The sequence below is a fragment of the Streptomyces roseifaciens genome, from assembly GCF_001445655.1.
Lineage (GTDB): Bacteria > Actinomycetota > Actinomycetes > Streptomycetales > Streptomycetaceae > Streptomyces > Streptomyces aureoversilis.
The window spans coordinates 85,810-105,822 of the sequence record NZ_LNBE01000004.1 but is presented as its reverse complement, the minus strand read 5'-3'; the positions used below and the strand labels follow the sequence as shown (position 1 = coordinate 105,822).

General features: G+C 70.5%; 18 protein-coding genes and 1 tRNA gene. 6 read left to right on the top strand and 13 right to left on the bottom strand.

The window, feature by feature from the left end; all coding sequences use genetic code 11:
* Window positions 1-54: 54 nt before the first annotated feature.
* From AS857_RS17545 to AS857_RS17520, 6 genes are all read right to left on the bottom strand, one after another.
* Window positions 55-696, bottom strand: a complete 642-nt coding sequence (locus AS857_RS17545; RefSeq protein ID WP_058044264.1) for an IclR family transcriptional regulator — start codon at window positions 694-696, stop codon at window positions 55-57.
* A 387-nt stretch (window positions 697-1,083) separates the two neighbouring features.
* Window positions 1,084-2,871 carry a DEAD/DEAH box helicase gene (locus tag AS857_RS17540; protein WP_058044263.1) on the bottom strand — a complete coding sequence of 596 codons (1,788 nt, stop codon included), beginning with the start codon at window positions 2,869-2,871 and terminating at the stop codon, window positions 1,084-1,086.
* Window positions 2,872-2,966: 95 nt separating this feature from the next.
* Entirely contained in the window at window positions 2,967-4,433 is a 1,467-nt protein-coding gene (locus tag AS857_RS17535; protein WP_058044262.1) for an MFS transporter, read from the bottom strand.
* A 230-nt stretch (window positions 4,434-4,663) separates the two neighbouring features.
* Complete coding sequence (locus AS857_RS17530; RefSeq protein WP_058044261.1) at window positions 4,664-5,758, bottom strand: YeiH family protein; 1,095 nt, start codon at window positions 5,756-5,758, stop codon at window positions 4,664-4,666.
* The gene (locus tag AS857_RS17525) at window positions 5,758-6,312 is read right to left on the bottom strand and encodes a cysteine dioxygenase family protein (RefSeq protein ID WP_058044260.1); all 555 of its coding nucleotides are present in this window, start codon (window positions 6,310-6,312) and stop codon (window positions 5,758-5,760) included. Before AS857_RS17525 ends, AS857_RS17530 begins: the two co-directional genes overlap by 1 nt.
* 105 nt (window positions 6,313-6,417) lie before the next feature.
* Window positions 6,418-7,323 carry a LysR family transcriptional regulator gene (locus AS857_RS17520; protein ID WP_058044259.1) on the bottom strand — a complete coding sequence of 302 codons (906 nt, stop codon included), beginning with the start codon at window positions 7,321-7,323 and terminating at the stop codon, window positions 6,418-6,420.
* A gap of 97 nt (window positions 7,324-7,420) precedes the next feature.
* On the opposite strand from AS857_RS17520, the gene AS857_RS17515 reads away from it, so the two are divergent.
* Both AS857_RS17515 and AS857_RS17510 read left to right on the top strand, forming a co-directional pair.
* Window positions 7,421-8,338, top strand: coding sequence for an alpha/beta fold hydrolase (locus AS857_RS17515; protein WP_079110482.1), 918 nt, complete (start codon window positions 7,421-7,423; stop codon window positions 8,336-8,338).
* A 98-nt stretch (window positions 8,339-8,436) separates the two neighbouring features.
* Window positions 8,437-8,508 (top strand) — tRNA-Cys (locus AS857_RS17510).
* A gap of 34 nt (window positions 8,509-8,542) precedes the next feature.
* Here the strand turns inward: AS857_RS17510 and AS857_RS17505 are convergent.
* Window positions 8,543-8,917 carry a hypothetical protein gene (locus AS857_RS17505; protein ID WP_245700234.1) on the bottom strand — a complete coding sequence of 125 codons (375 nt, stop codon included), beginning with the start codon at window positions 8,915-8,917 and terminating at the stop codon, window positions 8,543-8,545.
* A 194-nt stretch (window positions 8,918-9,111) separates the two neighbouring features.
* Here AS857_RS17505 and AS857_RS17500 point away from each other — a divergent pair, with 194 nt between their 5' ends.
* On the top strand, window positions 9,112-9,540 hold the full coding sequence (locus AS857_RS17500) for a hypothetical protein (protein ID WP_058044257.1): 429 nt from the start codon (window positions 9,112-9,114) through the stop codon (window positions 9,538-9,540).
* Here AS857_RS17500 and AS857_RS17495 read toward each other — a convergent pair.
* Window positions 9,537-10,292: a GntR family transcriptional regulator gene (locus AS857_RS17495; protein ID WP_058044256.1), complete on the bottom strand. Its 756-nt coding sequence runs from the start codon at window positions 10,290-10,292 to the stop codon at window positions 9,537-9,539. The genes AS857_RS17500 and AS857_RS17495 overlap by 4 nt on opposite strands.
* 482 nt (window positions 10,293-10,774) lie before the next feature.
* Between AS857_RS17495 and AS857_RS17490 the strand changes: the two genes are divergently transcribed.
* Together AS857_RS17490 and AS857_RS17485 are read left to right on the top strand one after the other, a co-directional pair.
* Window positions 10,775-10,978: a hypothetical protein gene (locus tag AS857_RS17490; RefSeq protein WP_144440879.1), complete on the top strand. Its 204-nt coding sequence runs from the start codon at window positions 10,775-10,777 to the stop codon at window positions 10,976-10,978.
* Window positions 10,978-11,220, top strand: a complete 243-nt coding sequence (locus AS857_RS17485) for a hypothetical protein (RefSeq protein ID WP_058044254.1) — start codon at window positions 10,978-10,980, stop codon at window positions 11,218-11,220. The genes AS857_RS17490 and AS857_RS17485 overlap by 1 nt, the downstream gene beginning before the upstream one ends.
* Window positions 11,221-11,309: 89 nt before the next feature.
* Here the strand turns inward: AS857_RS17485 and AS857_RS17480 are convergent, their stop codons facing one another.
* The 5 genes from AS857_RS17480 to mycP all read right to left on the bottom strand — a co-directional run bounded on the left by AS857_RS17480 (window position 11,310) and on the right by mycP (window position 18,456).
* Window positions 11,310-11,726 carry a barstar family protein gene (locus tag AS857_RS17480; protein WP_079110792.1) on the bottom strand — a complete coding sequence of 139 codons (417 nt, stop codon included), beginning with the start codon at window positions 11,724-11,726 and terminating at the stop codon, window positions 11,310-11,312.
* A gap of 93 nt (window positions 11,727-11,819) precedes the next feature.
* Window positions 11,820-12,239, bottom strand: a complete 420-nt coding sequence (locus tag AS857_RS17475) for a hypothetical protein (protein WP_058044252.1) — start codon at window positions 12,237-12,239, stop codon at window positions 11,820-11,822.
* Entirely contained in the window at window positions 12,236-16,558 is a 4,323-nt protein-coding gene (locus AS857_RS17470) for a DUF6531 domain-containing protein (protein ID WP_063278424.1), read from the bottom strand. Before AS857_RS17470 ends, AS857_RS17475 begins: the two co-directional genes overlap by 4 nt.
* Entirely contained in the window at window positions 16,555-16,959 is a 405-nt protein-coding gene (locus AS857_RS17465; RefSeq protein WP_338058267.1) for a WXG100 family type VII secretion target, read from the bottom strand. The genes AS857_RS17470 and AS857_RS17465 overlap by 4 nt, the downstream gene beginning before the upstream one ends.
* A 288-nt stretch (window positions 16,960-17,247) precedes the next feature.
* The gene (mycP, locus tag AS857_RS17460) at window positions 17,248-18,456 is read right to left on the bottom strand and encodes a type VII secretion-associated serine protease mycosin (protein ID WP_058044250.1); all 1,209 of its coding nucleotides are present in this window, start codon (window positions 18,454-18,456) and stop codon (window positions 17,248-17,250) included.
* Between the two features lie 1,158 nt (window positions 18,457-19,614).
* On the opposite strand from mycP, the gene AS857_RS41950 reads away from it, so the two are divergent.
* Window positions 19,615-19,749 (top strand): hypothetical protein, encoded by a 135-nt coding sequence (locus AS857_RS41950; RefSeq protein WP_275477371.1) that lies wholly within the window; start codon window positions 19,615-19,617, stop codon window positions 19,747-19,749.
* The last annotated feature ends 264 nt before the right edge of the window (window positions 19,750-20,013 follow it).

Below are 20,013 nucleotides of genomic sequence, written 5' to 3'. Positions count from 1 at the left end.
GCGCCCTCGCCGGGCGAGGCGCGGCGAGGGCGGGAGCCGGCCGGGCCGGCGGCGTCACCTCAGGGCGTCCGCGACCTCCTTGGCCGCCTCCACCACGCGGGGCCCGACCCGGTCGGGGACGGAGTCCGTGAGCATCACCACCCCCACGCTGCCCTCGATCCCCAGGACGCCGAGCAGGGGCGCCGCCGCGCCGCTCGCGCCGGCCTCCAGCTCGCCGTGCGTGAGGGCGTAGCCCGGGCCGTCGCTCTCGCCGCGGCGGGCGGCGAGTATGGCGCGGCCCGCCGCGCCCCGGTCCAGGGGGTGGCGGAAGCCCGCGCGGTAGGCCACGTGGTAGTCCGTCCACGTCGGCTCGACGACGGCCACCGCGAGCGCCTCGGTGCCGTCGACGAGCGTGAGGTGGGCGGTGGCCCCGATGTCCTCGGCCAGGGAGCGCAGGGCGGGCAGGGCCGCCTCGCGCACCAGGGGGTGCACCTGGCGGCCGAGCCGCAGCACCCCGAGGCCCACCCGGGCCCGGCCGCCGATGTCGCGGCGGACGAGTGCGTGCTGCTCCAGCGTGGCGAGCAGGCGGTAGACCACGGTGCGGTTGACCCCGAGCCGGGTGGACAGCTCGGTGACGGTCAGGCCGTGGTCGGTGTCGGCGAGCAGTTTGAGGACGCGCAGTCCTCTGTCGAGCGTCTGCGAGGTCTCCGCGGTCACGACGCCCCTCCTCCGATGTATGGCGGCTCTCGTCGGGTGGGGTGCGCCGCCGTCCCGTCCGGCAGCGCGCGAGGAGAGGCCGCCGGCGGCTTGTCGCTTCTTGCTGCGCTTCATGCGCTTCTTGCGCTTCTTGCACCGGCTGCGCTCCGCGGCGGCGCTGCCACGGGGCGTGTGCGTGACCGGAACCGTAGCGCCGCCGGTCCGCTCAGCGGAAGAGTCTGCCCGCGATCCGGTCAGGCGGAGGCGGAATCACGAATATCGGGGCCGGTGTCCCATCATGCGGACACCGGCCCCGTCATCGGTACGCAGGGACGCGCTCAGGGACACGCTCAGCGAGCGTGCTCAGCGGGCGCGCCCCACTTCATGCGTGTTCATGCGTGCGGCCCACTACTTCATGCGCGTGGCCCACTCGCGCACCTTCTTGATGCGCTCGTTGAGCTGCCCGGCCGTCGCCTCCGCGCTCGGCGGGCCGCCGCACACGCGGCGGAGTTCGGTGTGGATGACGCCGTGGGGCTTGCCGCTCTGGTGGACGTAGGCGCCCACGAGGGTGTTGAGCTGCTTGCGCAGTTCGAGGAGCTCCTTGTGGGTGACCACCGGGCGGCGCTCCGCGGGCAGTTCGAGGAGGTCCGCCTCGGCGTCCGGGCGCTTGCGGCTGTGGGCGATCTGGCGCGCCTGCCGCTTCTGCAGCAGCAGCTCCACCTGCTCGGGCTCGAGCAGGCCGGGGATGCCGAGGTAGTCCTGCTCCTCCTCGCTGCCCGCGTGCGCCTGCATGCCGAACTCGGCGCTGTTGTAGAGGACCCGGTCGAAGACCGCGTCGGACTCCAGGGCCTCGAAGGAGAGTTGGTCGTCGCTGCCGGTGTCCTCGTCCTGCTGGCGCTCCGCCTCGGCGAGGAGCTTGTCCTCCTCGGCGTAGGGGTCCTCCTCGCCCTCCTTCTTGGGCTTGTCGAGGACGTGGTCGCGCTCGACCTCCATCTCGTTGGCGAAGGTCAGCAGGTTGGGCACGGTCGGCAGGAAGACGGAGGCGGTCTCGCCGCGCCGGCGCGAGCGCACGAAGCGGCCGACGGCCTGCGCGAAGAACAGCGGCGTGGAGATCGTCGTGGCGTAGACGCCGACGGCGAGCCGGGGCACGTCCACGCCCTCGGACACCATGCGGACGGCGACCATCCAGCGGGCGTCGCTCTGCGAGAAGTCGTCGATGCGCTGGGAGGCGCCGCTGTCGTCGGACAGCACGAGCGTGGCGCCCTCGCCGGTGATCTCGCGGATCAGCTTGGCGTAGGCGCGGGCGGACTCCTGGTCGGAGGCGATCACGAGGGCGCCGGCGTCCGGGATGGACTTGCGCACCTCGGTCAGGCGGCGGTCGGCGGCCCGGAGTACGTTCTGCATCCACTCGCCGCGCGGGTCGAGCGCCGTGCGCCACGCCTGCGAGACGGCGTCCTTGGTCATCGGCTCGCCGAGGCGGGCCTCCAGTTCGTCGCCCGCCTTGGTGCGCCAGCGCATGTTGCCGCTGTAGGAGAGGAAGATGACCGGGCGGACGACGCCGTCGGAGAGGGCGTTGCCGTATCCGTACGTGTAGTCGGCGGAGGAGCGGCGGATGCCGTCGTTGCCCTCCTCGTACGTGACGAACGGGATCGGGTTGGTGTCGGAGCGGAAGGGCGTGCCGGTCAGGCACAGGCGGCGGGTCGCCGGCTCGAAGGCCTCCATGCAGGCCTCGCCCCACGAGCGGGAGTCTCCGGCATGGTGGATCTCGTCGAGGATGACGAGGGTCTTGCGCTGCTCGCTGCGGTTGCGGTGGAGCATGGGGCGCACGCCCACGCCGGCGTAGGTCACGGCGACGCCGTGGTACTCGCGGCCGAGGGGGCCGGCGCTGTACTCCGGGTCGAGCTTGATGCCTATCCGGGCCGCCGCTTCCGCCCACTGCTTCTTCAGGTGCTCGGTCGGGGCGACGACGGTCACCTGCTGGACGACGTGGTGGTGCAGCAGCCAGGAGGCCAGGGTGAGGGCGAAGGTCGTCTTGCCGGCGCCCGGGGTGGCGACGGCGAGGAAGTCGCGGGGCTGCTCCTGGACGTACTTCTCCATGGCGCCCTGCTGCCAGGCGCGGAGCTTGTTCGCGGTACCCCAAGGGGCCCGGCCGGGGAAGGCAGGGGAGAGATGGTGGTTGGTGGTGGTGGTAGTCACGGTCTCCGTCTGGGGGCGCCCCCGGTGCTGGCCGGGGGAGGGTCGGCAGTCGGCAACCGCGTCAGCCTACCGGTGCCGGGGTTCACGCTCCGGGGTTACGCCCCGGGGTCACCCGAGGGTGGGACCGAGGTCACACGGCGGCCGGGGGCCTCGCGCGGGGAGAGCCGGGTGGCGATGTACGCGCCCACCAGCGCGAACGCCGAGGCTGCCGCGAAGACCGCCGCGAAGGCGTGCGCCGGGGCGGCCGCGCCGGCCGTCGCGGCGCTCGCCGAGCCGCCGCCGAAGGAGACGAAGAGCACTCCGGCGAGCCCGACCAGGACGATGCTGCCGAGCGCGTCGGCCGTCTGCAGCGAGGCCGCGTTGGTGCCCTCCTCGCCGGGCCGGGACAGCTTCAGCAGCAGCACCGCCCCGCTGGAGATCGTCAGCCCCATGCCGTAGCCGCCGATCACCCAGGACGCGCCCGCCACCCACACCGGCACACCGTGCACCAGCACCGCCGACATCAGCGCGACGGCGAGCGCCACCAGCACCATGCCGAGGCTCATCAGCCGCTCGCGGTACGGCTCGGCCCGGCGGCGGCTCTGGGTGTACGAACCGAGCGCCCAGGTCAGGCCGCCGCCGGTGAGGGAGAGCCCGGCGAGGGTCGCGGACAGGCCGCGCTCGGTGACGAGCATCAGCGGGATGAACGTCTCGGCCGCCAGGAACGAGCCCTGCGCGATGCCGCGCAGCAGCACGACCGACGGAAGCCCGCGCCCCGCGCGGAAGGTGCCGCGCGGCAGCAGCCGCCGGATGCAGGGCACCAGCAGGGCGAGCCCGGCCGCGGCCGGCACGGCGGCGAGGGGGCGCAGGTCCTGGCCCGCGTACTGCAGCAGCCCGGCGCCTGCCGCGACCGCGAGCGCCAGCAGGATGCGGCGGCGGTCCGGCGTCCCCGGCGCGACGGCGGGCGGCAGGGCGCGCAGCGCCGGGAGCATCACGGCCAGGGGCAGCAGGATCAGCACGGGGATCGCCAGGAACACCCAGCGCCAGCCGACCTGCTCGGTGACGGTGCCGGCCACCAGCGGGCCGACGATCACCGGCACCACCCAGGCGGCCGAGAACGAGGCCATGACGGAGGCGCGCAGCCGCTCCGGATAGGCCCGGCCGACCACCACGTACAGGGCGACGATCACCAGTCCGCCGCCGATGCCCTGCACCCCGCGCCCGGCGACGAACATCCACATGCGCTGCGCCGACCCGGCGATCACCAGGCCGGTGCCGAAGGCGGCGATGCCGGTGAAGAGGGGGACGAGGGGGCCGGAGCGGTCGCACCACTCCCCCGACAGGGTCATCGCGAACAGGCTCGCGGTGAAGAAGGCGGAGAAGGCGAAGGCGTAGAGCCCGATGCCGTCGAGGGCACGGGCGGCGACCGGCATCGCGGTGTTGACCGCGCTCGATTCGAAGGCGATGAGCGAGACGACGGAGATGATGCCGAGGGTCAGCGCACGGTGGCGGCGGCCCAGTATGCCCTCGGCCCGGCCGGTCGCGGGGGTGGCCTGCGGGGCCACGGATTCGGCTGCGGTCATACCGCTTGAGCGTACGGACGGAGTCCGCTTCCGGCGCCTGTCGCGGGGACGAGATCAGGTCGGACTTGGGTCCTAGGAGGCGCGGCGGGGCCGGAGGGGCCGAAGGGCCTGGTGCGACCGGGCGGCCGTGCGGCCGGGCGACGGGGCGGCCGTGGGGCCGGGCCCGGTGACGTCGTGACCGGGCCGGGCCCCGGGCGGGCGCGCGCCGCTGGAGACGGCGGCCGTCCCGGTCACGTCGTCAGCAGCACGCCCCCGTACGAGGCCCCCGCGATCACGACCCACGAGCACAGCCCCAGCGCCGCGACGCGCCCGCCGGTGCGGACCAGCGAGGGCAGGTGGACGGCGCTGCCGAGCCCGAAGAGGGCGGCGGCGAGGAGCAGCTCCTGGGCGTGCGCGGCGAGGTCCAGTCCGGCGGCCGGCACCCAGCCGGTGGTGCGGACGCCGACCATCGCGAGGAAGCCGAGCACGAACAGGGGGACGAGCGGGGGGCGCTTCCCGGAGGGCACGGCCTGGTTCTCGGAGGGCGCGGCCTGCGCGGCCGCCCTCCGCCGCTGACGCACCGACACGGCCACCGCGGCGACGAGCGGCGCGAGCAGCGCCACCCGCATCAGCTTGACCAGCACGGCGTCGGTGAGCGCCGCGGGCCCGGCGGTCTGCGCCGTGGCCACGACCTGGCCGACGTCGTGGACGCCCGCGCCGACCCAGCGGCCGAACTGCGCGTCGTCGAGGCCGAGGGGGTGGTGCAGGAGCGGCAGGACGGCGATGGCGAGGGTGCCGCAGAGGGTCACCAGGGCGACGGACGTCGCCACGTCCTCCTCGTCGCTGCCCGAGACCTCGCTGACCGCGCCGATCGCCGAGGCGCCGCAGATCGAGTAGCCGGTGGCGATGAGCAGGGGCTGGTCGCCGCGGAGGCCCAGCCTGCGCCCGAGCCAGAGCGTGCCGGCGAAGGTGGCCGCCACGACGGCGATCACCATGGCCACGGTGGCCCAGCCGAGGCCGAGGACGTCGTCCAGGCCGAGCTTGAGCCCGAGCAGGACGACGCCGATCCGCATGAGCCGCTTGCCGGCGAGGGTGAGGCCGGGCCGGGCGGCGCCGCGCACCCATGCCCGTACGCCCGGTGCGTGGGCCGCGGCGATGCCGAGGACGACGGCGGCGGTGAGCATGGGGACGGCCGGGACGAGCAGGTGCACGGCCCAGGCGACGGCCACGCCCGCGGCGGCCGTGGCGAGCCCGGGGAGCGCGCCGGAGGCGGGGCGGGGCGGCGCGCTCGTCGGCGACGGCGGGGGCGGCGGCGTGCTGTTCGTCCGTGCGGTGGTGAGTGCCATCAGATTTCGTCGGCCGGGAGGTCGTAGACGCGGCGCACGCTGGAGCCCAGGCGGGAGATGTCGGCGCCGTAGATGTGGAGGGAGATCGCCTTGGTCGTACAGGCGTTGCGGACGCGGTGGATGTCACCGGGCGGCGCGAAGCCGCACACGTCCCCCTGGTGGTTGACGACGTCCTCGGTGGCGACCAGGCGGGCGGTCGTGCCGTCGGGCACGAGCCGGTAGCGCCGCTCGCTCTCGGTGCCCTCGTGGACGCCGGTGACGCACCAGGAGACGTGGTCGTGGACGGCGGTCTGCTGGCCGGGCATCCACACGAGCGCGACGACGGAGAAGCTGCCGTCGTGCTCGGCGTGCAGGATGTGCTGCCGGTAGCGGTCGGGGTCGCCCTCGCGCTGTTCGGCGGTGAGCAGGTCGCCGGCGCCGAGGTGGGCGGCGAGCCGCTCGCCGACGATGTAGGCCGTCGTGTCGGGCGGCAGGCCACGGCCTACGGCTTCCCGGACGTCGTCGACGAGCTGGGCGAGGCGCGCGGTCGTCGGGGCTGCGGTGGGAGTGGTCATGAGTGCAGGGTCGAGGCGGGCGGACCGGCGGGTCCAACGACAGTCTGTTGGCCGGAACCCAACGGGAGCTTATGAGTTGGGGCCCGCTGGTGGATCGGGGCCCGGTCAGCAGCCGACGCGCCGGGCCGCCACCGCCTTCAGCTCGTCCAGGACGAGGGCGGTGGCCGGGATCCGCAGATGGTCGCGCAGGACGTACGCCGAGACCTGGCGGCGCGAGGCCGGGTCCAGCGCCCGCCCCGTGATCCGGTCGTGGCGCATGAAGGACAGCACCAGGCCCGGCATCATCGCGATGCCCAGGCCCTCGGCGACCAGGGACTGCACGACGAGGTTGTCGTCGGTGGTGAAGGCGATGTCGGGGGCGAAGCCGACCTCGGCGCACTCGTGGAGGAAGTTGGTGCGGCAGCGCAGGCAGCCGGCGATCCAGCGCTCCTCGGAGAGGTCGGCGAGCTGGACGGCGCGGCGGCGGGCGAGGGGGTGCCCTATGGGCATCAGGACCGTCAGCTGGTCCTCCATGAGCGGTATCTCCACCAGCTCCTCGGGGACCTGTTCGTGCAGGCCGGGATAGGTGAAGGCGAGCGTGATGTCGCACTCGCCGCGCACGAGGCGGCGGATCGAGTCGGGCGGCTCGCCCTCCAGCAGCTCGACGCGGATGCCCGGGTGGTCGGCGGCGAGCCTGGCCAGCGCCTCCGGTATCAGCGTGGCGCTCGCGCTGGGGAAGGCGCAGACCCTGACCCGGCCGGCGCGCAGCCGGGTCAGCGAACTCATCTGCTGCTGCGCGGCCGTGAGGCTGTCGAGGATGGTCACGGCGTGCCGGGAGAGCGCCTCGCCGGCCTCGGTGAGCCGCATCCGGCGGCCGACGCGGGTGAACAGCGGGGTGCCGACGGCGCGCTCCAGCGCCTTCATCTGCTGGGTGATCGCGGGCTGGGTGTAGCCGAGCACGCGGGCGGCCGCGGAGTACGAACCGGCCGTGACCACCGCGTGGAACGTCTTGATGTGCCGCGAGTCGAACACGCCGGAATCATAAGCGGAATTTGGGATAGAGGGGAGAGAAGCGAGGGGTAGCTTCTGGATCAGCGGGATCGGCGGACAGATAGGGCAAGGTGGACTTATGCCGCACTACGCATCGTACGACGGAGTGGAACTGAGCTACCGGGTGCTGGAGGGGCCCGAGCCCGGGGCGCCGCTGCTGTGCCTGGCGGGCGGCCCCGGCAGGGACGCCGCCTACCTGGGCGACCTCGGCGGGCTGGACGCCCACCGCACCCTCGTCATCCCCGACAGCCGCGGCACGGGCGCCTCGCCGCCCGCCCCCGACGCCTCCGGCTACGCCTTCCCCGCCCTCGCCGAGGACCTCGAATCCCTCCGCGCCCACCTCGGCCTGGAAGCCTTCGCCCTGCTGGCCCACGACGCCGCGTGCGCCACGGCCCAGGCCTACGCGGCGCTCTACGGCCACCGCCTCACCCGGCTCGTCCTCGTCACCCCCGGATCACGGCTCCAGGGCCGGCTGCCGGACGACGCCGAGGAGATCTTCGAGTCCCGCGCGGAGGAGCCCTGGTGGCCGGACGCGTACGTAGCCGTCCACACCCTTCCCACGACCGCCGACATGAAAGAGGTCCGCAGCCTCCTCCTCCGCGCCGCCCCCATGGGCTACGGCCGCTGGGAGGCCCCCCAGCGCGCCCACGCCGCCACCGAACCCGACCAGCTCGGCCCCGTCCCCCGCGCCGGCTTCTGGCAAGGCGTCGACGAACCCGCCCGCGCAGCCCTCCTCGACCGCCTCCGCGAGGTCAAGTGCCCCGTCCTCGTCATCACCGGCGACCGCGACGCCCTGGTCGGCCTCCGCGCGGGAGAACTGGTGGCCACCTCCTTCCGCACGGCGTCCGTCCGCACCCTCCACGGCGTGGGCCACTACCCGTGGGTCGACGAGCCGGACCTGTTCCGCCCGGTGGTGGAGTCGTTCCTGACGAGGGGCCACGACCCGGAGGCGCACGAGGGCGGGGGCGAGGGAGGGGGCGGGACCGGGCCCGCATGAACGCGACATGGCAGTCGCGTTGCGGCACCCGTAGGACCATTGCCGCCCCCGAAACTGCCCCGTACGGTAGAACCACTGAGCACAAACGAGCACAACTTGGCCGTGTGCCCGAGTGGTTGAGGGACTCGCCTGCAAAGCGAGTTACGCCGGTTCGATTCCGGTCACGGCCTCTGGCGAGTGTGTCGGCGCGGTGGCGCCTTCGCACTAGCCCGCGGAGCAGAGCCCATCGTCCGGGCAGAACATCACCCAGGTGAAGTTGTAGCCGGACTGCACGGTCACGGGATTCGGCACGGGCCCGAAGTTGATGTAGGACCCCGGGTCGGGCGTGGCGGTGAAGGTGACCGTCGTTCCGACCTCGAAGCTCGCGACGCAGGTACCGGTCGGGTTCGGCTGCGGTTCACCGGTCCCGTACGGATCCCACGCCTCTTGGTGGCAATTGATCCCGGCAGGCTGACTGGTGATGGTTCCCCCGCCCCATCCGTCACTGACCCACGCGTACAGCTGGGCGGTGGGTTGAACCTGGACCTGATGGGCTTGAGCTTCAACCGGGGCGACGGAGACGATGGCGGCGGCCGTCACGAATGCGGTGACGACTCCGGTAGCGCGCCAGGCACCCTTTCTCTTCTTCCTCGTACTCATGGAAGGCTCCTAGGATCGAGCCGTTTCAACCCTTGTGACCAGCGTATGAGCCCTCTCGGCCACCTGCGAGCCAAGCCGGGCCGCCCACCTAAGATCACCCTTCGGGCTACAGGGAGGGAAGGCGGGAACCGCCCATGACACATGGACATCGTGGACTGCTGGGCCTGGCGACGTTCCTGGTGGCCGCCCAAACGCTGATGATCGCGGCGTACTGCTTCCTGTTCGCCCCGATGTACTTCCAGGGGATAGACCCCGAGGACGAGGAACAGGGAGCCGACCCCGAAACCGCCCTCGCCTGGACGGCGGCCGCCATGGCCCTGGGGCTCGCAGCCGTGGCGGCGAACACCTGGAGCTGCCGCGGCATGGCCCGCGCCGTCCGGGGCCGCTCCTCCGCCGCGCGCAGCCTGACGACGGCAATGTCCGTACAGGTGCTGGTGGTTGCGGGCGCCGTAAGGTTCGACTGGCTCCCGGCGGTCGTGGCGTCGGCAGCTGTGCTGCTGACGCTCCTGCTCTGCCGGGCCCTGGACGGCAGAACGTTCGCCGGCCGATCACCGTCGAGCTAAGAACCGAACGACACGTCGTAGACGATCTCGCACAGGGCAGTCGGCACGACGATGTCCGCCGTCTCGACGGCCCGGCCGTCGTCGCTGTAGTACGTGCGCTGGATCCGCGTCACCAGCGCGCCCTTCTGAATGCCGAGGAGGTTGGCCTCCTCGGCATCCGCATGTCCGGGCTCCGGCCGCTCCGCGGCACGGGTGACCTTGATCCCGACCTCGGCCATCCGCCGCACCACCCCTTCGCCGGCCAGCGGACCGGCCTCGGGCATCACGACGAGAGAGCCCGCGGTGATGCTGTACGGCTCCCAACTGGTGGACAACTGCACCGGCTTGTCGTTGGCCAGGTACTCGTACGTGGTGCGCACGCAGTAGTCGCCCTCGGGAATACCGAGCCGCGCAGCGATGTCCGCCGGGGCGGGCACCATGGCATCCGACCGGCTCTCCCACGTGGCCCGCTTGCCCAACGCCGCCATGTCCGCCTCGAACGCGGAGCCGCTGGTCCGCTCACGCTCGGGCGACCGGACTACGCGCACGCGCTCGCGGGGCTCGGCGACATAGGTGCCCGAACCGGCACGTCCGGTCAGAACGCCCTCCGCGATGAGCTTCTCCTGGGCACGGCGGACGATGCCGTCGGTCACACCGCACTCTTCAGCCAGCTGGGCGCGAGAAGGGAGTCGCTCGCCCGGCGTCCACTCCTGGTCTTCGATGCGCTTCCGAAGCTCATCAGCGAAACGGAGGTAAGGGGCCTGCTCATGCATATGCAGAATCTAGGGCCCTTACCTCACTCTAGGCTCCTAGACTCAGTCTGGTCATCCAGTTTATGCTTCTAGGCGCGCCCCCGTGCCCAGCGCGGGGGCGTTGGAAGGGTGCGTTGCGTTGTGCCCACACCCTGAAGTTCGTGTCGACGCCATCGCTGCACGACTCTCCGGCGCCGGCTTTGCCCCAAGGGTCACCGCTCACCAGACCTACGCGCACATCGACATGGAGGTGCCGGATCCACTCCCTATCGAGTCCTGGCGCGAGCTCTTCGCGGCGCTGGCCATAGGAGACGGGTGGGGAGTTGTCATCGACAGCGAGAGCGGCCGGTTGGCATGGGCCGCTGTGAAAGAGAAACCCCCGCGGCAGTAGCAGCTGCCCGGGGGCGTGGCCGACAGCTTTGAAGGAGCAGATCAGCGTGTTCGAGCATATCCGCCGAGTCGTCACATGGACGAGGCAGCTATTCGTACCCGCAACGCCGCGGATGCACCCGGCAGCGGAGGTGACATCGCCGCCGCCCAAGCCCCCGCACCAAACCTCGTGGCATCAGGACCTGACCCACGCCGAGGAGACCAGCCTCGTCCGCCTGTACCTGCTGACCGACGGGGAAGGAGCCCGCCTGCGGCTCCAGCTGCGCTGGCAGCCGCTCCAGACGACGGGCCACTGGCAGATGGCGGAGGCCAGCTGATGATCGTGAACTCTGCCACGCACACCTTCACGTCCGTCAAAGTCACCAGCGACACCATGGAGCCCGGGGACGTCATCGCGATCGGCAACGTGCCGTTCAGGGTGCTGGACGTGACGGAGGTGGGCCGCATGAAGGCGGTCCGCTTCCAGTCCGGGGAACTGATCTACCTCCACCCCGCAACCGAAGTCTCCGCCGTACGAGCCATCCCAACCCAGAACGCACCCCAAAACCACCCGCACTGAGCCCGACAACCAGCCCGGCCGGAACACCGCCCGGCCGGGCTGGTGCGACGGGACCGATTTGAAGGACCGAAGCTCTTCACCTCAGCCCGTCACTCGGCCGGCAGTTCGACCCCACTCTCCATCCGAGTCAGCGCGGCTTGAAGGGGCCCGACCTCGTCCGGCTCGCACAGGAGCAGCACCGTAAAGGGGATCGCGACGCCGCCAGGCTTCATGTGCGGATTGCGCCAATGCTCCACGACCTCTTTCAAGACCGAGAGGAACCCAGCCAAGTCCTCCGGGACTCCCGAGAGCAGGCTTGACGAGTTCTCGATCACGACGAGATATCGATCGGCACGTGTCCAGTGGAGGTCGCGCAGACAGTCCGAGAGCGCGTGCCAGTTCCACCCGAAGTAGTCGGGAAACTTAAACCGATCCCAGAACTGCTCGAAGACGCCGTCAGCGTCGGCCATCTGCGCGCCGTCCAGGCGCCCGACGAACGTTGCACCGGTCGACGGAAGAAAGTCCATGAGTACCCCGACCGCTGTCCGCGGCAGCACATGCAACCACGGCCCGCTCACACTCCACAGCCAAGGCGAGCCCGCCACCACCGCACCCTTCCCCTACCGACTCCGATCCCGGATTCCATAGAATTCGAAAATAGCAGCACGTTGCTCTTCGACACTCACAACATCCTCAGGGCTGGCGGGAGCCAGGATGTCCACCGTTTCTTCGTTGACCGTTCTCGACTCGCGGTTAAAGGTGTAAATGTACCTCCCGCCCGTCATCTGAGCCTGCATCCCGGAGTTAGTCACGTCACGACGCGCCCCTTGACAGCACAGCAGAAGCTCGTCTTGCCCCAAGTCCCTCCTGAACTCCAAGAGGCATGCGAATAGATTGTCCCCTGAATACACCACACCCTCACGGTCATCCTCACCTCTAAAGACCGTCAGCCTGTAGGGGTGGGCTTCGGAAGGCTCTACGTACACCACCTCCACCACGTGGCCGTTTCGCGCGCAGGCGATTCTCACGCGGGCACTCATGGAGTTCCTCCATAGTTGGGGTTCGGGGTCCAATTTTTTCCCTTGTCCCACGCTCCCACGATTGACTCCGTATCTATCTTCCTTGGGTAGGCAAACTCTCGCTCATGCGACAGCGGGTTATCCGGTATCTCCTTGTTGACATTGATCCCGCTTTCTCTTTCATGTATCAAATAAACGTGCCCGTCAGCTGTCTTAAGCCGACTGAAGGCATGGTTCGAGGATTCAGTCGTGGCAACGAACCCGGACGGCGGAGTGAAATCACCGGCTATGCCATAGACGTGCTCCTCCAAGCTCATATTGGTTCCGCGGGGAGCGAACCCACTCTTGAATACCTCCTCCTTGGTGCGCGTGTCCGCCCTGAACCGCTCGTACGGCGCGAGCCCGAGAGGGTCGGCCCACGTGAGCGGGTTGCGAACATAAGAGCTAGGGTTTGGCGCCGGCTTCAGCCCCAGAGGGTCGACACAGAGGTAACAGGGGACCTCCGGGTCGTAGTAGCGGAAGTGGTTGTAGTGCAGGCCCGTTTCCGAGTCCGCGTACTGGCCCGGGAAGCGGAGGGGGCAATCCGCGCCCTCTTCCGGCGCAGGTGCCGGGAGACGGGTGCCCCATAGGCTCGTGCGGTGTTGCCAGGCGAGCTCTCCGGACGGGGTGATCAGCTCCATCGGGGTGCCGATCGCGTCCGTGATCACGGCGTGGAAGCGGGTGCCGAAGTCGCGTTCCGCCGTGTCGGCGAATTCCGATATCAGGGACTTGCCCGCCGACCGGACCAGACGCGTGTGGTCCGTCTGCGTCAGAGGCCGGTGCGTTCCGGGCGCGTAGTCCCAGGTGGTCACTCTGCCGTCGGCGGTCGACTGTTCAGCGAGGCGCGTGCCGTCCCAGGAGAAGAGCGTTTCCTCAGCCGCCTCGGCATCGGCCGGGACTCGGCACTTCGATATTCGGCGGCCCAGCGGGTCGTACGCGTACTGCCAGCGCTCCCCCTCGGGTGTCGCCGCTTCCCGGAGGCGGTCCTCCGCATCCCAGGTGTACGTCCACGTGCGCGTCTGGCCGTTGAGGAGCTTGCGGGTCTTGCGGGTGAGGCGGCCCTGGGCGTCGTGTTCGTACACCGTGCGCCCCGCGCGGCGGATCAGGGTGCCTTCGAAGTCGCGCTGGCCAGCGGCGGCGTGTGCCGGTGCCTCGGCGTTCGTGACGTTGCCGGCGCCGTCGTAGGCGTACCGCTCCGTCCAGCCGTGGGCGCTGACCGTCGTGACGCGGCCGGTCGCGGTGAGGTCGAAGCGGCGGGTACCGGAGGTGAGTTCGCGGATCTCGGTGAGGTAGCCGTCCTCGCGGTAGGCGTACTCGCGGTGCTGCAGGAGGCGCTCGGCGCCCCGGATCACCTGGGTCGTGAGACGGTCGTTGACGTCCCACTCCTGGGTGAGCACCGTGCCCTCGCCCAGACGGCGCCCCGTCTCGCGGCCGGCCGCGTCATGGGTGAACGTCAGCTCGCCCGCGTCCCCGCGGAGCACCGTCGGGCGGCCCGCCGCGTCGTACGTCCATTCCGAGGTGAGCCCGGACGGGGTCACGCGGCTGGTGCGGCGGCCCAGTTCGTCGTACGTGTACGTCGTCGTCCTGCCGCTCACCGTCTCGGACAGGACGCGGCCCAGTGCATCCCGCTCGTAGACGATCTCCGCGTCCGCGTTCACCGCCCGCAGCAGGCTGCCCGCCGCGTCGTAGGCGAACGTCGTCGCCGCATCGGCGCCGTCCGCGCGCTGTTCCGTCGCGCGGCCCAACAGGTCGCGGGTGAAGTGCAGCGTTTCCCCCGCGCCGTTCGTACGGGCGGCGAGTTCGCCCGCCGCGTCGTGTGCGTACGTCAGAGTGCGGCCGTTGAAGTCCGTCTCGGACGTGACGCGGCCGGCGGGGTCGTAGGCGTAGGACCACGTCAGGCCCTGCGGGTTCGTCACCCCCGTCAGGCGCAGCTCCGTGTCGTACGCGAAGGCGTACGTCGTGCCGTCGGGGTCCGTGCGGGATGCGGGGAGGTCGAAGTGGCCCGCGGCGTGACGAGTGGTGTTGCCTGCGGGGTCGGTGTGGGCGAGGAGGTTGCCTTCGCCGTCCCAGGTCCAGGTCTCGGCGGTGCCGTCGGGATGCTCGCGGCGGCTCGGCCGCCCCTCCGGCGTCCACATCATGCGCGTGACGCGGCCCAGCGGGTCCGTGACCTCGGCGACGCGCCCGAAGGGGTCGCGCCGGACCGTCGTCCGGTGGCCGAGCGGGTCGGTGAGGGTGACGGGGAGCCCGGCCGCGTCACAGGCGATGTGAGAGGTGTGGTCGAGGGCATCGGTCACCGCGGACAGATGGCCCAGCTCGTCGTAGCCGTAGCGCGTCTCGGCACCCGCCGGGTCCGTGGTGGCGAGGAGGTTGCCGCGGCCGTCGTACGCGTGGCGCCACGTCGCGCCGCCCGGTTCCGTGATCTCCGTGGGCCTGCACAGGTCGTTGTAGCTCGCCGAGGCCGTCGAGCCGTCCGGCAGGGTGACCCGGGCGAGGTTGCCCGCCTCGTCGTACGCGTAGCGGGTGGTGCGGCCCAGCGGGTCCGTCACCGAGAGGCGGCTCGCGGCCGTGGCGTCCCAGGTGGTGACGGTCGTGTGGCCGAGCGCGTCCGTCTCCTCCGTGACGAGGGCGTCGGCGTTGTAGCGGTAGGTGCGCTCGTGCCCCAGAGAGTCCGTGACCGTCGTCGTACGAGTCGCGGCCTCGTACGACAACGAGCCCGAGAGGAAGCCGTCGGTGCCGTCCGTGCGGACCACGCGCCCGTCCGCGTCGTACGTGTAGCCGTACGACGTGCCGTTGCGGTCGGTCCACGAGGTTATTCGGCCCTCTGCGTCGTACGCGAAACGCAGGGGCTTCCCGCTGGAATTGGTGACCTCCGTCAGGTTGCCCGCGTCGTCGTAGCCGTACTGGATGAGGACGGTGCCGCGGCCGGGGGCGTGGGCCGGCTCGTACGGGGACGGGGGCTCGTCGAGGAGGCGCAGGCCTGTGACGCGGGCTCCCGCCGCCCCGACGACGGCCGTCTCGACGGCCACGTAGTAGCCGCCCGAGTGGCGGATCGCGGTGGGCGTGCCGGTGGCCGTGCGCTCGATGTCGATGCGCGCGCCGTTGCGGTCCTCCACGCACTCCAGCGGCAGTTGGAGGATCCCCGGCTCCTCGGTCGGGGCCACGCCGCCGAAGGTACGGATGACGCCGGCCTGCGGGTCGGTGATGGTCATCAGGCCGCCGGGCCTGCCGTCCCAGGTCAGGGGCCAGCGCGGGCCTTTGACCGGGAGCACGGGCTCGCCCGGGGCAGGTACCGGATAGACCAGTCGCGTGCCGTCGGCCGCCGCGTAGACGACGCCGCCGGCGTCGATCTGGACTCGTTCGTCGAAGGTGGAGGCCCAGGTCGGGCCGAACCAGGCGCCCGCGCGGTACGAGGAGAGGTGGGTGCGACCGATGACGAGGGGCAGGGAGCCGGGCAGGGTGACGTCCGTGGCCGGCAGGAGCATGGCGCCGGTGGCGACGTCGATGGGGTCCAGGGCGCACTCGATGTTGGCCGGGAGGCGGGCGGCCTGGGCGAGTTCGACGTCCAGCGGGCGGATCCCGGTGAAGAGGTTGCGGTAGCCGCCCGCGGCACCGGCGTTCTTCGCGATGCTGCCGAAACCGCCGAACATGCCGCCGTAGAGCATGCCGTTATTGGCCGCGGTGCCCGCCTCGGTCAGGTTGATGCCGTCCTGGCGGCCCTGTGCGATCTTGATGGGCTGGGCGACCGCCAGGTTGACCGTGACCGACTCCAGACCGCCGAACGCCGCCGCGGCCAGCGTCACGCCCGCCACCTCCGCCACCGTCGTGGACACGACGATGCCGAGCGCGGCGCCCGCTTCCACGATCGCGGTCGCTGCGCCGGCGGCCGGGCCGGCGAGCGCTCCGCCGGTCGCCACGGCGATGGTGACGGCCGCTCCCAGGACGACGAGATCCTCAATGATCTTGTCCCAGAGGTCGTCCATCGCCTTGTCGATGGCTTTGGCGAGCTTCTCCAGCCCGTCCGCCATCTTCTTCGCCGATTCGGCGAGGTCGTGCAGCCAGCCGTCCTGCGAGCCCTTGGCGTAGCGGTGCCAGAAGACCTCGAAGGCCTCGATCGCCTCGCCCTTGTTGTTGTGGATGAGGGAGGTGGCCTGGTTGTTGACCGGGGTACGGATCGCTTCGACCTTGCCCGCGAACGTACGCCAGGCCTTGGCCGCCTTACGGAGCTTGTCCGCGTCGCCATCGGGCCAGTACAGGCCCATGTAGTCGATGAGGAAGTTCTGGACCTTGTGCTTGACGCTCACTTACCGGCCTTACCGGAGCCGCCGCCCTGGGAGCCCTGGACGCCCTGGACGCCCTTCTTGGAGAACGTCCCGGCGATCAGCTTGTCGTTCTCGACGTGGCCGTCGGACATGTCGACCATCGCCTCGTGAATGCTCGCGAGTCCGGCGACCAGGATCTTCGTCGCGTTCTCGACCTTCGTACGGGCAGGCTTGTACGACTCCCCGAAGGCCTTGCCCTGATCGTCGGCGCCCCACGGCGCACCGAGGCCGTCGAGCGTCGTGGTCAGCTCCGACAACGCTTCGCGCAGCTCGCCGCTGTGCTCGCTGAACACCGGGGCCGCGGACTTCAGGTCCGCGGTCTTGATGTCCAGGATCTTGCCGTCGCCACTGCCCGGGCCGCCGCCCATCGCTGCCTCCCCCACCGAGGTACCGCCTCGCCACGGTCGCGGTCGCGGTCGCGGTCGCGGTCACTCAGGCGTCATCCCTCGCCTGGTATCACCGAGGCCACATAATCGCACGCTGATTCGGCGAATGCGATTTCGACGCTCCGTCGGGGTGCTTGCCCGGACGCCTCGTCACGGGCCGTCGGCACAGGGGGATTTGGGGCGCACTTACGGGCGCCCTCTCGTAGCCGCCGCGTGCCGTTGGCGGCGAAGCCTGAGCCCACGGCCCCGGCGGGCGTCGCAATGGTGCCCAGGCCCCGAACCTCACTAAGGTCGACGCACGGCGTTGCGGCGACGGGTGAGGAGGATCGGGATGGTGATGGCCGCGCCCACCAGAACGGCTGCCCCGGCGCCGAGGGCGATCCATTTTGCTGGACTGCCGTTGCCGCCGCCGCTCGCTGCTTCGCTAACCGCCGACTCCTTCGGGACGCTCTCGGCGGCGGACTTGGCGTCGTCGTCCTTCGGGTCTTGCGCCGGGGCCGGCCCCGGCAGGGGGTTCACGTCGGCCGGGCCGGGATCGCCCGGGTCCTTGAGGGCGATGCGGGGGCGGACGGCGCCGTAGCCGACGTAGTCGTTGCGCTTTTCAGCCGTGCCGGTGCCGCCGGCGGTGTTGATGAGGACGCGGGTTACCTGGTTGGCGGTCCAGTTGGGGTGGACGGACCAGATTAGGGCGGCGGAGGCGGCGGCGAGGGCCGAGGCGTCACTGGTGCCGTTGCCTCGGCAGAGTTCGGTACCGCCTGAGCAGGCAGCAACCATGGCCGCGCCGGGCGCAGACAAGTCCACTTGGGGGCCGTGTTGCGACCAACTCGCAGCAGCACCTTCCTGATCGAGGCCAGCTACGCCAATGACGCCCGGGTAAGCGGCCGGGTACTCCACCTCGTTACCCTTGTCGCCCGAGTTTCCAGCCGCAGCGAAGATCATCTTTCCCTTGTTGAGGGCATAGGTGATGGCTTTCTCTTCTTCCTCGTCACTCGGGCCACCCAGCGAAATGTTGATGATCTTTGCATCCGAGTCAGCTGCATAATGGAGTGCATCGACCATCGACCTCGTCCCCTCCAGGGCAGTTCCCTTCTGCCTAACGCGGACAGGAAGGATCTTCACTCCAGGAGCCAGACCGTAGGACCCTGCGACACTTCCTCTCTTCCCTGTTCCGGCAATGAGGGCCGCCATTTTGCTACCGTGCCCCTCAGTGTCTGTCCGCGCATCACCCGGCTGTCCTGAGAAGTTCTTTCCCTCGAGCACCTGCCCCTGCAGGTCAGGCAGGCTCACATCAACGCCAGTGTCGATTACCGCCACAGTGACCCCGGCGCCGGTGCTCTTCTCCCACATTTCTTCCGCATGCATGGCGTCTAGATACCACTGGCGGGAGCGGACCGTATCGGCGTGGGCTGGCGAGGCCGAGACCACGATTAGCGAGACGAGAACAACGACAGTTGCTTCCGCCCACGTCCCGCGCACAACCCGGGCAATGCGCATGGAGATGTCCTCTACTCGATGACCGGCGGCACGACTGGCTTGCCACCTTGATTCCAGGTCTCTTCATCCTCGACCAGGTAGTCGGGACGTCGGCTTCCGGACTGCCGCTCCGAAGAGGCGCCACTCACACCGGCCCCGGGCATCAATCCACCCATCATGCCGGTCCTGGTTGACGAGTTAGTTCGACTCTCGCCAGCAGCACCGCCACGGACCAGACCGGTCCCACCCGGGGTGAAGTCCGTGCTAACACCTCTGCCTGGGACCTGTCCCGGGCGGCCCCCAACAACTCCGCCAGGCACCGTCGCCCTGGCTCGACCAGCTCCGGCCCCTGGGCTGCTAACCGCAGGCCCGGGCACTCCCCCGAAGCTCGCGCCCGGCACCATGGGAGTCCGAGTCTGGCCCTGCCTCTGGGACGGCTCCGCGCCAAAGACGGGAACTCGCCCGGGGGGCTGATTCGGCACGGACGGCCCACGCGGCGTCGGGCGGACACCGACGATCCCGTCGCGCGGGATGTTCGGCACTCGGGTCTCCGGGCGACGGCTGGCGCCAGTGCCGGGCCCCGGAGTCGGAACCCTAGGTACCGGCCGTCCGCCTCGCTCAGGGCGCGACTCTCCCGGACGGCGGCTCGGATCAGGGCGCCGATCAGGACCTGGCCAAGCAGGCACAGGAACGTGCGGCATGGGGATCTGTGGCTTCCCAGCATCCGACGGAGTGACCGGAGGCCGGTCCGGCTGCAGAACAGGCACGCGGGGTGGCGCATCGACGCCCCCAGAGAGGTCCAGCTCAGGCCGCCGAACGAACCGCTCTGCAGGCGTGGATGGCTTCGAGGAGTCGTCAACGCCTCCATCGGCCGACGTGCCGCCCACGTAGCCTGCTGGCAAGGCCTTGGCGGCTGCGCCGGGCGACCCTGCTCCGGAGCCACTACCAGGCAAATCAACGTACTCGCTCGGGTCGAGTGGTGCCTGCTTAGTCGGCAGCAGCCGTGGCGGCATAGGCCGAAAATTAGGCCTATCCGCCCGCAAAAGCTGCGTCCCCGACTGGTCGTACGACTCCGCCAGCGCCTTCATCAACGCTGCCGCTGCCTTGTGATTGCTTTCGAGCCGCTCCTGGGCGTTGTACGCCTCGACCTGTGTGGGGCCGCCCACGGGATCGTGAGGGATGCCCGGGGCCAACGGTGAGGGGACGGTCTTCGTCGGGAACGGGGCGCTCTTCAGCCACGCATCGACCGTGGCCCTGTCCTCGGGCGAGTACTTCGGCATCCGCCTCGCGCTGCCCAGGTCCGTGGACGCGTAGCCCATCCACTCGTTGACCTTCTTGACGTAATCGCCGAGCTTGATCGTCTCATTGGCCATGGAGTAGCCCCACCTGCGGAACGCCTCGCCGGCTTCGCCCGACCAGACGACGCCCTCCATGTGCTTCTTGAGGTCGTCCCCGAGCTTCTTGATGGCCTGGGACGCGCCATTGAGCTGGAGGCCGATGGCGATGACCCGGTGCTGGTCCGCGTGCTCGACCATCGCCTGGAGCTTCTCGTGCGGGATTTCGTAGAAGTCCTCGGCG

Coding starts and splice junctions, on each gene's coding strand:
- AS857_RS17530 (WP_058044261.1), bottom strand. CDS start 5,758: ATGGCACTCACCACCGCACGGACGAACAGCACGCCGCCGCCCCCGCCG.
- AS857_RS17525 (WP_058044260.1), bottom strand. CDS start 6,312: ATGACCACTCCCACCGCAGCCCCGACGACCGCGCGCCTCGCCCAGCTC.
- AS857_RS17535 (WP_058044262.1), bottom strand. CDS start 4,433: ATGACCGCAGCCGAATCCGTGGCCCCGCAGGCCACCCCCGCGACCGGC.
- AS857_RS17480 (WP_079110792.1), bottom strand. CDS start 11,726: ATGGACTTTCTTCCGTCGACCGGTGCAACGTTCGTCGGGCGCCTGGAC.
- AS857_RS41950 (WP_275477371.1), top strand. CDS start 19,615: ATGCCCGGGGCCAACGGTGAGGGGACGGTCTTCGTCGGGAACGGGGCG.
- AS857_RS17515 (WP_079110482.1), top strand. CDS start 7,421: ATGCCGCACTACGCATCGTACGACGGAGTGGAACTGAGCTACCGGGTG.
- mycP (WP_058044250.1), bottom strand. CDS start 18,456: ATGCGCATTGCCCGGGTTGTGCGCGGGACGTGGGCGGAAGCAACTGTC.
- AS857_RS17495 (WP_058044256.1), bottom strand. CDS start 10,292: ATGCATGAGCAGGCCCCTTACCTCCGTTTCGCTGATGAGCTTCGGAAG.
- AS857_RS17500 (WP_058044257.1), top strand. CDS start 9,112: ATGACACATGGACATCGTGGACTGCTGGGCCTGGCGACGTTCCTGGTG.
- AS857_RS17485 (WP_058044254.1), top strand. CDS start 10,978: ATGATCGTGAACTCTGCCACGCACACCTTCACGTCCGTCAAAGTCACC.
- AS857_RS17490 (WP_144440879.1), top strand. CDS start 10,775: ATGCACCCGGCAGCGGAGGTGACATCGCCGCCGCCCAAGCCCCCGCAC.
- AS857_RS17475 (WP_058044252.1), bottom strand. CDS start 12,239: ATGAGTGCCCGCGTGAGAATCGCCTGCGCGCGAAACGGCCACGTGGTG.